At 62.9% G+C, this 11,533-nt stretch carries 20 protein-coding genes; 8 read left to right on the top strand and 12 right to left on the bottom strand.

What is annotated here, in order from left to right; translation table 11 throughout:
• Window positions 1-339: 339 nt before the first annotated feature.
• The 12 genes from HHL27_RS08930 to HHL27_RS08875 all read right to left on the bottom strand — a co-directional run bounded on the left by HHL27_RS08930 (window position 340) and on the right by HHL27_RS08875 (window position 7,537).
• Window positions 340-927 (bottom strand): hypothetical protein, encoded by a 588-nt coding sequence (locus HHL27_RS08930; protein ID WP_169493053.1) that lies wholly within the window; start codon window positions 925-927, stop codon window positions 340-342.
• Window positions 928-1,213: 286 nt separating this feature from the next.
• Window positions 1,214-3,544 (bottom strand): AAA family ATPase, encoded by a 2,331-nt coding sequence (locus tag HHL27_RS22765; RefSeq protein WP_169493052.1) that lies wholly within the window; start codon window positions 3,542-3,544, stop codon window positions 1,214-1,216.
• The gene (locus tag HHL27_RS08920) at window positions 3,541-4,161 is read right to left on the bottom strand and encodes an HNH endonuclease (RefSeq protein ID WP_169493051.1); all 621 of its coding nucleotides are present in this window, start codon (window positions 4,159-4,161) and stop codon (window positions 3,541-3,543) included. Before HHL27_RS08920 ends, HHL27_RS22765 begins: the two co-directional genes overlap by 4 nt.
• Window positions 4,158-4,616 carry a hypothetical protein gene (locus tag HHL27_RS08915; protein ID WP_169493050.1) on the bottom strand — a complete coding sequence of 153 codons (459 nt, stop codon included), beginning with the start codon at window positions 4,614-4,616 and terminating at the stop codon, window positions 4,158-4,160. The genes HHL27_RS08920 and HHL27_RS08915 overlap by 4 nt, the downstream gene beginning before the upstream one ends.
• Window positions 4,603-5,232, bottom strand: coding sequence for a hypothetical protein (locus tag HHL27_RS08910; RefSeq protein WP_169493049.1), 630 nt, complete (start codon window positions 5,230-5,232; stop codon window positions 4,603-4,605). Before HHL27_RS08910 ends, HHL27_RS08915 begins: the two co-directional genes overlap by 14 nt.
• Window positions 5,229-5,450 (bottom strand): hypothetical protein, encoded by a 222-nt coding sequence (locus HHL27_RS08905; RefSeq protein WP_169493048.1) that lies wholly within the window; start codon window positions 5,448-5,450, stop codon window positions 5,229-5,231. The genes HHL27_RS08910 and HHL27_RS08905 overlap by 4 nt, the downstream gene beginning before the upstream one ends.
• The gene (locus HHL27_RS08900; protein WP_169493047.1) at window positions 5,447-5,635 is read right to left on the bottom strand and encodes a hypothetical protein; all 189 of its coding nucleotides are present in this window, start codon (window positions 5,633-5,635) and stop codon (window positions 5,447-5,449) included. The genes HHL27_RS08905 and HHL27_RS08900 overlap by 4 nt, the downstream gene beginning before the upstream one ends.
• Window positions 5,632-6,417 carry a helix-turn-helix domain-containing protein gene (locus HHL27_RS08895; RefSeq protein WP_206069481.1) on the bottom strand — a complete coding sequence of 262 codons (786 nt, stop codon included), beginning with the start codon at window positions 6,415-6,417 and terminating at the stop codon, window positions 5,632-5,634. The genes HHL27_RS08900 and HHL27_RS08895 overlap by 4 nt, the downstream gene beginning before the upstream one ends.
• On the bottom strand, window positions 6,417-6,554 hold the full coding sequence (locus HHL27_RS08890; protein WP_169493045.1) for a hypothetical protein: 138 nt from the start codon (window positions 6,552-6,554) through the stop codon (window positions 6,417-6,419). The genes HHL27_RS08895 and HHL27_RS08890 overlap by 1 nt, the downstream gene beginning before the upstream one ends.
• On the bottom strand, window positions 6,551-6,706 hold the full coding sequence (locus HHL27_RS08885; RefSeq protein WP_169493044.1) for a hypothetical protein: 156 nt from the start codon (window positions 6,704-6,706) through the stop codon (window positions 6,551-6,553). Before HHL27_RS08885 ends, HHL27_RS08890 begins: the two co-directional genes overlap by 4 nt.
• A complete protein-coding gene (locus tag HHL27_RS08880; protein WP_169493043.1) occupies window positions 6,703-7,176 on the bottom strand; it encodes a hypothetical protein in 474 nt (157 codons plus the stop codon). The genes HHL27_RS08885 and HHL27_RS08880 overlap by 4 nt, the downstream gene beginning before the upstream one ends.
• Window positions 7,177-7,312: 136 nt before the next feature.
• Complete coding sequence (locus HHL27_RS08875) at window positions 7,313-7,537, bottom strand: hypothetical protein (protein ID WP_169493042.1); 225 nt, start codon at window positions 7,535-7,537, stop codon at window positions 7,313-7,315.
• Here HHL27_RS08875 and HHL27_RS22395 point away from each other — a divergent pair.
• The 8 genes from HHL27_RS22395 (at window position 7,524) to HHL27_RS08835 (ending at window position 11,471) form a co-directional block, all read left to right on the top strand.
• Window positions 7,524-7,973: a helix-turn-helix transcriptional regulator gene (locus tag HHL27_RS22395; protein ID WP_206069480.1), complete on the top strand. Its 450-nt coding sequence runs from the start codon at window positions 7,524-7,526 to the stop codon at window positions 7,971-7,973. The genes HHL27_RS08875 and HHL27_RS22395 overlap by 14 nt on opposite strands.
• A gap of 23 nt (window positions 7,974-7,996) precedes the next feature.
• Window positions 7,997-8,617, top strand: coding sequence for a hypothetical protein (locus tag HHL27_RS08865; protein WP_169493040.1), 621 nt, complete (start codon window positions 7,997-7,999; stop codon window positions 8,615-8,617).
• Between the two features lie 403 nt (window positions 8,618-9,020).
• Window positions 9,021-9,365, top strand: a complete 345-nt coding sequence (locus HHL27_RS08860) for a hypothetical protein (RefSeq protein WP_169493039.1) — start codon at window positions 9,021-9,023, stop codon at window positions 9,363-9,365.
• Window positions 9,362-9,604, top strand: coding sequence for a hypothetical protein (locus HHL27_RS08855; RefSeq protein ID WP_169493038.1), 243 nt, complete (start codon window positions 9,362-9,364; stop codon window positions 9,602-9,604). The genes HHL27_RS08860 and HHL27_RS08855 overlap by 4 nt, the downstream gene beginning before the upstream one ends.
• Window positions 9,601-10,014 (top strand): hypothetical protein, encoded by a 414-nt coding sequence (locus tag HHL27_RS08850; RefSeq protein WP_169493037.1) that lies wholly within the window; start codon window positions 9,601-9,603, stop codon window positions 10,012-10,014. The genes HHL27_RS08855 and HHL27_RS08850 overlap by 4 nt, the downstream gene beginning before the upstream one ends.
• Window positions 10,011-10,208, top strand: coding sequence for a hypothetical protein (locus HHL27_RS08845; protein WP_169493036.1), 198 nt, complete (start codon window positions 10,011-10,013; stop codon window positions 10,206-10,208). The genes HHL27_RS08850 and HHL27_RS08845 overlap by 4 nt, the downstream gene beginning before the upstream one ends.
• Window positions 10,205-10,381: a hypothetical protein gene (locus tag HHL27_RS08840; protein WP_169493035.1), complete on the top strand. Its 177-nt coding sequence runs from the start codon at window positions 10,205-10,207 to the stop codon at window positions 10,379-10,381. The genes HHL27_RS08845 and HHL27_RS08840 overlap by 4 nt, the downstream gene beginning before the upstream one ends.
• A 1-nt stretch (window position 10,382) precedes the next feature.
• On the top strand, window positions 10,383-11,471 hold the full coding sequence (locus HHL27_RS08835) for a hypothetical protein (protein ID WP_169493034.1): 1,089 nt from the start codon (window positions 10,383-10,385) through the stop codon (window positions 11,469-11,471).
• The last annotated feature ends 62 nt before the right edge of the window (window positions 11,472-11,533 follow it).

Genomic DNA, 11,533 nt, shown 5'->3' with positions numbered 1-11,533 from the left:
GCGAGAGCAATTGCGCAAAATCTGAAGGCACTGGTCGCCGGAATGTTGCGACGGAGCATGGCTTGCATCTCCCTCGCGAATGCCGATCGATAGCTGTCCCGCAATCGATGCAAAAACGTTCGGACTTGGGCAGCGCTACTTTCGCGCCGGGCCTAAGACTGAATTCACTCCAGCATTCATGGCAACGCACGGATCCGGGCCTGATAGGCTCGCCGCAATCGATGCAGGGTTTCATGACGCCATCCATGGCGCGGGCTCGGTGCTTCGCTGCGCAGGGGACGCAATATGCGTTTGCCTGTTTTGTGATCGGTGCGCCGCAGTCTGTGCAAGAGCGATCCATCACATGAACTCCCTTTTCCAGCCCAGCTTCTCAGCCCGGGCGATCAATTGCTCATCGCTCAGCACGGCATAGTTGCGCCGCCAGTGCGTGCCCTTGGGCTTCGGCGATCCGGTCTCGTCGCAGCGGTAGACCGAACCGAAGCGCCGGAGATAATCCGCAGCCTGTCCGGCCAGCGTCATGTCGCGGTTGTGGATCATGGGGCGGGGCACGAAGCCGCGATCGGGACGCGACTGGCCGATGCCCTTCTTCATGCGCGCCTGAGGCTGCAGCTTCAGCTCCCGACGCCAGCGCGTCACCGTGGCGAGGCTGGCCCGGTAGTGCTGGGCCGCACCCTGCGATCCGAACCGACGCAGCATCGCAAGGAAGTCGTCGGGGCATTCGCGCTTCAGCCCGATATGCGCACAGGCCTTGCAGCGTCCGCGGCTGCTGCGGTTGATCTGGCAGCCACAGTCCCGGCAGTGCTTCGGCGCCGGTTTCGCACCACGGCGGCGGCGGTGCATCGACGGGCGACTGTCTGCCCAGGCGAAGAGCGGGAGGTCCGACACGTTTGCCCTGATACGGACGGCCTGCAGTGAAAGCGCGGTCATGCTGCCCCCATGAGATAAGCGATGGCGTTGCGAAGGTTCGTGTCACGCGCGGTGCGGTAGTGGGCGCGGATCGGCTCAGGGTCCGAGCCATCGCGTGCCGTGCGCATCGTGTCGGCTAGGATCTGGGCTGTGTGCTTGGACCAGCAGGCGGAGAGGTCGAAACACTCGAGCGGGGCATGGGCGAAACACTGGGCTCCCCCTTTAGGGGGAGAGCCCCGCAGTGTTTCGCTCCCTGCCTTTGCCGGGGCATGCGAAACATCGATGTTTCGGTGAGTGTTTCGCTCTGTTACGCGAACCATACGACCTCACCCTCCGCATGGATTTTACCCTTAGAAATCAGAGCTTTCTTGATGCGGTTGAACTGCACGCGCGAAACATCGCGGTTGTGCGGGTCTGTTACGCCGCACCCCGACAGGTGCCTGCGCCAGTTGCCGACCGAAACAGCCGTAACAGTCTGGTTGTTTCGGCTTGTTACGGTCTCGAATCCGGCCGTCAGCATGATCCGATCAAGGGCCTCCAACGCGACGAGCTCCTTGTCGGAGAGCTTGTCCGGCGAGCGCCCGATCACGGTCTGTTGGTCGGGTTCCATGACGACGCAGGAGGTCACTGGCTTCCCCCTGCGGTTGTCTCCCAGTGCCACCGATTGCAGTGTGAAATTGAATGGATCACCGGCTTCAAGATCACGCTGCTTGGCAATACGGACACTGGAAAGGGTAAGTTCGGGATCGCGCTTGATCTCGATCTCGGTATCGGTTGCGGCACGCAGGGAGCTGTGACCGCGAGCGCCGCGTGCCTCGTCCTTGCCGCTGTGGTGAACGATGCAGACATGCGAGCCGGTTGCGTGCCGGATGGCATCGCAGTTGCCGATCAGCGCGGTCATGTCCTCAGGGCTGTTCTCGTTCCCTCCTGCCATTGCGCGTGAGAGCGTGTCGATGATCACCATGGCGACGGTGAGGCCGGTCTGCTCGGCGACGTGCTTGACCAGGGCGATGACCGCATGAACGTCCGCGTCGTTGTCGAGCAGGTTCACCGGCTGCGGCATGGCGACAAAGGGCAGGTCGAGCCCGGGCACGTTGTGATGCCGGCGAAACGCTGCGAGGCGGTTGCGGATGCCCTGAGCGCCTTCAAGCGACAGGTAGACGATAGCGCCGCGGTCAACCTCCCGGTTGCGCCACGGACGCCCCCAGGCAACGTGCAAAGCGAGGTCAACGATGAAGAACGTCTTGCCGCAGTTTGACGGGCCGTAGACCACGGACATGGCGCCTGAGGTCAGCAAGCCCTCGACGAAGTCGTTCGCCTCGAGATCTGGTTCGGCGTCCTTGAACCAGAAGAAAGGGAGCGTCTTGGGCGCGCCCGCGGCCGCCTCGGACGCTTCAGCAGCGGGCTCGGCATCATAGCCCCATTCTGGCGCCTCATCGTACGGGGGCAGGTCGTTCATCCACTCCGGCGGCTCGGCGTCGAACTGCGGCGGATAGATCACATTGTCGGCGCGGCGCTCAGCCCCCAGCTGACGAAGCGCGGCCTTGCGGTCGCCGCCGAACTTGTAGTGCGCAAACAGATCGAAGGCGTCGCCGTAGCACCCCGCGTCGTGTTTCTCGCCAAGACCGGACGCCGCGTCACTGGCGGAGAGTGACACCCACTTTGAACCGATGACCCGTGTGGCGTAGGTATCACCAGTCTGTTGCGGCGATTTCCAGTCGTCCCCATTGCGTGGAGACTGTTCGTAGCCGGACATCTCCAGCATCGAAGTCACGGAATTACTGGCGTTAAAATCGTCGATCAACGACGCGCCATTACCCTGGGGCTGGGACGCACGGCGGCGTTCGGCCTCGGCCTTCAGGCGAGCTCGCTCTCGTTCGTCGATCGCGCGCTGACGGCGGATTGCCGCGATGCCTTGCGAGACAGGACCGCATTCGAGGTCGAGGCCGGAACATGTCAGCGGCGTGGCGTGCCGCTCGAAATAGAGTGGCGTGCCGTCAGCGCCCCGAAGAGACGAGCCATCCTTGTACTTTGGCGGGACGTTGGGGAGGTAGACAGGCTGGCCGGGGCGGGCGAGCGCGTGATCCATCGCGATCCCGCGCGCTTCCATGAATGCGAAGAACGATTTCTGTGCGTCGTACCAAGTGTCGAAGCCTGTGGCGGCCGCCAGCGGCAGGATCACGCGCCAGCGCTGATCACCCGGGCGGCTGTGCGCGCTCGAATAGATCAGATGCGCGGAACTGCCTGCAAATTCGCTGACCGCGGCGACGATGGTGCTTGATTCATGGTTGCCCGCATCGATGTCGCCGGTGAGCGCGATGAAGCTGCCATGCTCGCGCTGCGCAGAATGTTCGCGAGCGTCGAAGTGATCGTAAGACGACGGGATCATCGATGGCGCAGCGCGCTTAATCGCGTCTGCAGGCGCCATCGTCCACAGTTCAGCAAGCGTGCGTGACGAGTAGCACTCTCCGGTCTGCTCGGCCTCGGCGTAGGCGAGGGCCTTAAGACGAGCCCGCTCTTCGCTGTCGACCCGCCGACCATTGGTTTCAATACGAAGCAGGCTGTCGAACTGCCCTTGGAAAAATACGAAGCGGTGTCCGTGCCAGGCGTGCGTGGCTTCGATCGGATGGCTGCTCACTCAGCGCGCTCCGGCTGATGCCAACGGGTGTGGCAAGGCTCGCACAGCGCCACGAGTTCAAATGCGAACTCCGCCCCCTTGTGAGCGTAGGTCAGGTGATGGACGTCAGTCGCTGGATTGGTGAGACAGCCTTCGCAGGTGTGATTGGCTCGGCTCAGGACCTTCGAGCGCCGGCGCTGCCAAGCAGGGGAGCGCAGGTAGTCGCTGTATTCTTCGCGCTGCTGTGGTTGGATACGATCAGCAGCGGAGTTTGCCAGCGCAGTGAGGCGCGCGAGGCGTTCTGCTCGATACTGGTTGCTGAGAGAGGCCGCACGGTCCTTCGTAAAATCGACCGCAACGCCCTCGCGCTCTGCGTCCTCCCGCTTGAGCCAACGGCTCTCGGCATATCCGCACCCGGTGCAGCAGTGCTGGTGCATGGCCTGCCCGCCTGCGTTGGTGAACCGGATGACTACGCGATGCGAATGCCGGCACGCATCGGCCTGCCATTGGGCAAACAACGCGGGGAGGCGCTCGTCACCCTTCAGGAGAACGCGGCGGCCGTCTTCGGCAGTGCCCCACTGAGGGCATTCCGATTCGTCTACAGGGTGAAGCGGCAGAAGCTTCGATTGTTCGTTCACGCCGCGATCCTCCCCACAACCGGCGCACCGTGGCTGGCAAGCCATTCCAGCGCGCGCTCGGGCGAGAAGAAGCAGGCTACCGCATGCCCCATGCGAAAGTGCGCGTTGCCCCAGTCGATCTGCGCCTGTGACAGCGAGCCAGCCTTGCCGCTCGCGTCGTATCCCTTGAACTCCGGCCAAGCGACGCCGCGGCTATTCCCGCGCGGCTGCCAGGTCACGCAGAGGTCGAAAACCCCTGCGACCATGCCTTCCTTCTTGGCCTGCGCCTGTGCCTTGAAGCCGCGCTTCGCCGCGTTCGGGATGGCATGAACGTGCACCCCGCGCGTGCAGGTGCGGACAAGATCGCGGAACTCGATGACGCGCGCCAGCTCGCTCAGGTGCTTGCGGCCGTCAGGGCGTTCCACCGGGAATAGAGGGGACGCGTCGAGCGCGCTTTCCAGATCAGCCCACTGCACGCTGGGCCTCCTGTGCCGCGCGCCATTCCGAAGCCGCGCGCGGAATCGCATCGCGCAGAAATCTACCCGCCAGATCGCAAATTGCAGGATCGCTGGTAGTAGCCTTTCCCAGCCAAGACAGATAATCTAAGTAATTGCTAGAATCATGATCACCTTCGTAGGGCTTCTCCGCGCGAAGCCTTTCATGAGTATATACCCAAAGTTCATTGAACTCGGTGTCAGTTCTCAACGCACTTTGAGCGCGCCTCATGATCCACCGAGCGGCGACCCTCTTTTTTTCCTCAGATGCCGAAGAAAATATGCCGACTGCAGCAGACTGGTTCTTAATGAAATTATCTTTATTTGCAGAGAGCATCCGCTCTCGTTGTTCTTCCCAGGTACGCTTCATCGTTTTGGAGGAGCGAGCGTTGCGAACTTTCTGCCATTCAGGGTCTGCGTGCCGCGCCTTCATTCGAGCCGAAGACTTCGCCGCGAATTCTTTGGTCTGTGTGTAAGCACGCAGCTTTTCGGCGCACTTGGCTTGGCGTTCACGATAGCGCTCGGGATTCGCGGCTCGCCAGGCAGCAAGGGAAGCATTTCGCTTTGCGATTGTTTCAGGGGATTGCTTCTTGGTCACAGGTGCCGCTCCCGCGCGGCGCGCCGCCGATCGATCTCGTTGGCCACGATCTCGCGCACGACAGCCGGCGAAACCTTCCGTGAACGCGCCATGCTGTCGATCGCGCGATCGTCGCCAGCCAGCTTGTCAAGGTCCGCATGGAGCAAGATCGACGAGACGAGCGCGGCGCGGTGGTAGTCGCGGGTGGGCTGCTTGCGCTGGTTGTAGGGAGGTTTCATCCGCTGAACCCCTCCCGAACCTGCCCAGCCAACTGCTCATACGCAGTGGGCGAAAGGCCGTGCTCGCGCATGATCCAGCCTTTGTGCTTGCCAAGGCGAATGTCGCGACGAGCGGCAGAGTTGATCGACCTGCGTTTGGCCTCGCGCTGGTGGCGCTGCTCAAGGATGGCTTCGGCGCGGGTCATGCTGCCTGCACTCCCCGTTCGCGGTGAATCTCGATAAGGCATCGTGCCACGACGGGATTGCTGTCAGCGTAGGACTGCACCCTGCGCAGCAGGTTGAGGATGGTCGTGTGATCACGCCCCAGCCGCTCGCCGATCAGCGCCAGCGACATGCCGCGGCGGCGCAGCTCTTGTGCGACGATCGCGCGCGCGTGGATCAATTCCGAGGACCGCTTGGCTGAAAGCACCTCCGCTTCGGTGACGTTGAAGCGCTCAGCGACCGCGCGAATCAGCATCCGCCACCCGAGCTTGCGCAGGTCCGCGTCGATCAGCGATTTCGGCGCGAATGCTTTGATATTGCGCCCTTCGAACGCAGCGGCAGCAATCGGATCTTCCCGCCGAAAGTGAGCAAGGACGATCTCCCGACGCTCCGCAGCCTTCAATCCATGGACGGCGAGGCGAAGATATTCGTCGCGCAGATGTTCAGGGATATGTGCCAGCCGAACAGCGCGCGCCGCTACAGAAGCCTTTGCGCGATATTCGGGGTTGAGGAATATTTCCTGCGAGCGCCGCGCGCGCTCCTCGATTGCAGCTGGCGCCATGGTCGCGTGCTTGTAGAGGTTTGCCAGATGCCGGGCCCGGTATTGCGGGTCACGCTGGATCAGCTCGCGACGCTTGGCTGCGCGCTTGGCGACGATATGGCGGTCAGTGCCGACCATGCGGGCGTAGCAGCGGCGGCAATATCCGGTCTTGCTGCACCTGGAGATCGGCGCGTCGCACTTGTGGCAGAGGCGTGGCGCTTTCATCACCGCCCTCCCGCAAGCGCCCGCAGGCGCGCCATGTTGTCGCGGTTCTCCGGCTTCAACTCCAATCCGGTCAGAGCAAAGAACCCATCGAGCAGCTTGAGCGCCCAGCGCAGGGCAGCGCGTTCCTCGCGGCTCATACGGCTTGCGGTCCGAGCATCTGGCGGATGCGCTGCAGGGCGGAGTTGCCCTGGCGCGGCGTCCAGCACAGGCGTGCGGCGGCATCAGCCACGCTGAAACCGTCGGCGAGAAGATCGGCGAAGCGATCGGTCTTGGAGAGCTGGGGCTTCATGCAACGACTCCCATGTCAGCGGCGCGCGCACGCAGCGCGGTGACGATCCCGTCGACCTCGCGCAGTTCAGTCGCGATTGCGGCCATGGTCTGGTGATTGAGCTGCGCCCCGCCACCGGGTGCTGCAGCGGCGATTTTTGCGACCAGGGCGGTCAGCGCCGGGAGGATGTTCACCGCCTCTTCGCACTGCGCACGGATCGCCTTGTGGCCGAACAGGGCCATGTAAGGCTGGATGTATTCCCCGCCGAACTTGGCCGCGACCGAAGAGATCAGCGACGCCGGGACCTTCTTCGTCTCCATGCCTTCGAGGCGCTCGACCGTGTCGACCGTGACGTCGAGCAGGCGGGCAAGATCCTTGCTGGTCACGCCCTCGTCGCGCTTGACCGCGAGGATGATTGATCGTGCGGCTTTCTGGATTTCTGCGGTCTCGGGCACGCCGAACAGGCTGTTTTGCCCTTTCGATTCAGGCATTACGCTTCACCATGAGCAGGAACAGAAAAGAGACCGGAGCGCCCGCAAAGGGTGGGGACGGACGCCCCGGCCGGAGTTGGGGACGTTGCCCCGCGCGACCCGAGATCAGGCTCGGGGTGTTGGGTGGTCGCCATGGTCAGGCGGCGTTGCTGGTGGGCCGCGACCACGGTTCGATCTGCTCGAGCGTGTCGATCTGCTCGTCAGTCAGCCCATCAAGGACGGAATGCCGCCAGCCGGTCGTGCGGAGGATGTGGATGGCGAGGGAGCGGCGCGGGTTTCGCGCACCACTCATGATCTGGGAGGCGTAAGGGAGCGATATGCCCGCAGCCGCCGCAATGCCCGTAGGGGTGACCGTTTCCATGCCGCCAATCTTTGCAGATTGCAAAGATATGGTCAAGCGTCATCAAGTAGACGAACTTTGCAGCCTGCGTGAGGACTTGATTGCAGATTGCCTTCACAATGTGGGCATGGCTGATGACAAAAACGGCGGCCCGAATTTCCTCCGCGTGTGGCGGGAATATCGGAAAATGACCCAAGAGGAGTTGGGCGCCGCTTGTCAGCCCCCGACCACCGGATCGGTCATCAGTTTGCTAGAGGAAGGTGAGCGCGGTCTGTCGTTGAAATGGCTTCGCAGATTGGCGCCAGCGCTTCGGACGCGGCCAGGCTGGCTTGCGGACCTAGATCCGCGTGAGGCTGACACTCGCACGCTGGAAATGATCGAGGCTGTTCCTGAGGAAAGCCGGGACCAGGTGATGAAAATCATCGAGACGTTTCTACTCGACGGCACGCACAACTGATGTGCCGCCAGTAAATCGTGCTGATGGCCTTTGTCCAAGGATTGGTGGCGGGTGCAGCGCTAGCAACTTTATGGGCGGCGGCGTCTCACATCTTGAAGCCGCGCCGCAGCCGCCGGGAGCTGCAACAGCTGCTTGCGCGCAAGGCTGATTTGGAAAAGAGAGCCTACGACAACGCAATAACGTTGCTTGGAAATCTGACGATTGCCTGGGGCATGTTGGAGAACTACCTCGATCAGGTAAACGAAGTGATCTTCCTGAACGGCGGCAGTCCAGGATTTAGGACAATGCCCGTCCAGCTTGAGCGCAGATTGGAATTCTTGCGCTCCGGCACTAGGCACAATCCATGGCTTCGGCCATCGGAGGCAGAAGTGCGAGAACTGTCAGCAATTATTGCTGAACTTGCCGTGAAGAGAAACCACATAATCCATGGTATTGTAGACGTCACCGCCTTACACGGTGAAACTATCGTCTTTACTAAAAACATTTATACTGGCGATGGGCTTTTGGAGAATGACCTCTCTGTTAGTCACGACGAGCTTCTGAGCTTTATCAGGAGCGTCATCAAAGCGAACAATCGAATCACGGACCTGTTCAACGCCATAAATCTCGCACTGTTTCACCACCGCCAACGCGATCTCAACTGAGGCATCGTAAGGCGCGAGGCAGACGTCGCCACTCTCGTAAGCGGCGGTCAGAATACGCCATGTGATGTCGACAGCCGGCGGGACCACAGGCGTAGGCGGATAGTGCCTGATACATTCTCGCAAGTGCGCACGACGTGCGACCACTCTGGCCGCCCAGTCAGCTGCATCATGATCGACTGGGAGTGGCGCCCTTTGATCAGCCATTTTCCGTTTTCCTACAAGCGCACCGGGCTTCATGATCGGCGCGGGTGATTCGTGGCCTACGCAGGTTGCAAAGCCTCGCGTCGACTGACTTTGCAATCTGCAATGTTTTTGACTTGACCGCAACTTTGCAATCTGCAAATGTGTTTCCAACAGCCGGTGAGCCGCAAGCGCAGACCCGGCCCAAGTTGGAGCCCCGCCCATGTGGTACCTTTCCCCCGAAGCGCTGACGATCATCGCTGGCATCACGGCCAAGCCGCCGGTCGAGCAGCACAGCCACACCTACGCCATCACCGTCGACCGCTGGAACGAGTTCACCGGCCCGCAGTGGGAGCGCCTCAAGAACCATTGGCACGCGGTCTGGGATCGCTCGAGCTGGTCCGAACGCGATGCGCTGCTGTCGTCATCGCCCGAGGACGTTCTCGGCGCGCTGTGGGGTGATCCGAACGGCAACGAGCACTTCCGGACACACCGCGATCTTTCGGCGGCTTGGGAGCGCATCCGGCGCGATGTGGCTGGGGCTCTGGATCGGAGGGCTGCGGCGTGAGCATCGACGAAGCCCTGCGCGCACTTTGCGCCAAGCACGACCTGACCACGATCAGCGTCCACATGAGTGCTCAATATGGCCCTTGGGCGAACGCTCATTGGCATGGCGAAGGCCTCACTTGCTCCTCTGGCAGCGGGAGGACCGTGGCGGATGCAATCGCTGACGCAATTGCCAACGCGAGCACGGCCCGGACGCCGCCGCCTGAGGTGCCCGCTCTGGAAATGGATGACGCAGCATGAACGCCGTCTCGCCCATCCGCCCGGTCCACGCGACCACGTTCCACGCCTGGCGCATCCCTGCCAGCACAACGCAGGCCTATCCGCTCGACACCGAAGGCGCGCAGACGCTGGCCGACGCGGTCAACGCCGCTGCCCCGCGCTGCAACCACAAGGACGCGCTGCAGGTCCTGCACACCAACGGCAAGGGCGAACGCCTGCTCGTGGTCTACGCGATCAAGCAGGGCGCGCCGACCTATCGCAAGTGCCCCGACAAGCTGATCGACGTCCGCTTCGTGCCGTTGAAGCCGGTCGAGCTGTACCGCGTCGCCGTCGAGGACTTCGCGCCGGTCGAGCCTTGGTCGTGGTCGCCGGGTGCTGATCCGGTCGGGCTCAATCGTGGGCTTGTTGAGGTGCGGGGAGGGGTTCGGTGAACGCCCCCTTCGACCTCCGCCACGACCAAGACGAAGCCGACACCGCAGCCGCGCGCGAGATGATCGCCCGGTTTCGAGCAGAAAGCGACGAGCCCAGCGGCGTCCTCGCGCTGGTTTTCGGCATGGTCATCGGCGCGACCATGATGCTCGCGCTGTGCCTGTTCTTCGCGCCGATGCTGGGAGCAGGACAGTGACCGCCGACCGCATCTTCCGAACCGCCACACCGACCCGAGATCACGCGCCGCTGATCGGCGCCGACACCGAGTTCATGGCGTTTCTCGCCTCCCGCCGTGCAGCCTCGCCATCCGGTGCACGCCCGTCCCACACCCCCGCTGCCGAGGCCGGCGCGGGCAAGGGGAGCCGCTGACATGAATGCTCCGGCCAAGATCGAAATTCCGTCGACCGACATTGCTGTCGTAGTTGAGCAGACGCCTGAAATTGTCCTGACCGACAAGGCCCAGCGCGAGAGCTTCTACGAGCATATCCAGCGCGAGGTCGACGCCTTCGAGCCCGACACCAGCACGGAGAAGGGCCGCAAGGCGATCAAGTCGCTGGCCTACAAGATCACGCGCACCAAGACCGCGATCGATGATGCAGGCAAGAAGCTCAACGAAGAGGCGAGGGCTCGCATCAACGCCGTCGACGCCGAGCGCCGCTCGGTCAAGGAGAAGCTGACCGCGCTGGCCACTGCGGTGCGCCAGCCTCTGACCGACTGGGAAGATTTCGAGGCGGAACGCGTCGAGACGTGCCGCGCCATCATCGCCGGGTTCAAGGCCTCGTCCGTGGTGACGATCGAGGATACCGAGGCATCGGTGCGGGCTCGTGGCGGTGACGTCTGGAAGACCGAACTCAATGCCGACTTGTTCGGTGAGATGCTGCCGGAAGCCGAAGCGGCAAAGGCTCTAGCGATCGACACCCTCAAGGCTGCGATGGCGCGCTTGGCGAAGGAAGAAGCCGATCGTGCCGAGCTCGACCGGCTGCGCGCCGAACAGGCCGAACGCGAAGAGCGCGAGCGGGCTGAGCGAGAGGCGCGGGAAGCGGAAGAGCGCCGCGCTGCTGAGGAAAAGGCAGCCGAGGAACGCCGCATTGCCGCCGAGAAGGCGGAGGCCGAACGCATCGAGCGCGCAAAGCAGGAGGCCGCCGAACAGGCTCAGCGTGAAGCTGCAGCCGCTGCACAGCGCGAGATCGACGAAGCTAACCGCCGTGCCGCCGAAGCCGAACGCGCGGCTCAGGTGGAACGCGACCGCATCGCTGCCGAAGAGGCCGAACGTCAGGCTGAGGCCAAGCGTCTCGCGGACGAACAGGCCGCGCGGGAAGCCGACCAGGCGCACCGCAGCGCGGTCATGAAGGCCGCGAAGGAGGCGATCATGACCTGCGGCGTCGACGAGGACACCGCGAAGAAGATCGTGCTGCTGATCCGCGCCGGTGAGGTGCCCAACGTTTCGCTGAGGTTTTGAGATGCCGGGCGTTTTCCACTGCTCGCCGACGAACAGCACGCATTTTACCCGCTGCTGCGAGA

The sequence above is a fragment of the Novosphingobium olei genome, from assembly GCF_012927405.1.
Taxonomy (GTDB): Bacteria; Pseudomonadota; Alphaproteobacteria; order Sphingomonadales; family Sphingomonadaceae; genus Novosphingobium; species Novosphingobium olei.
This window is presented reverse-complemented; position numbering and strand designations above follow the sequence as displayed.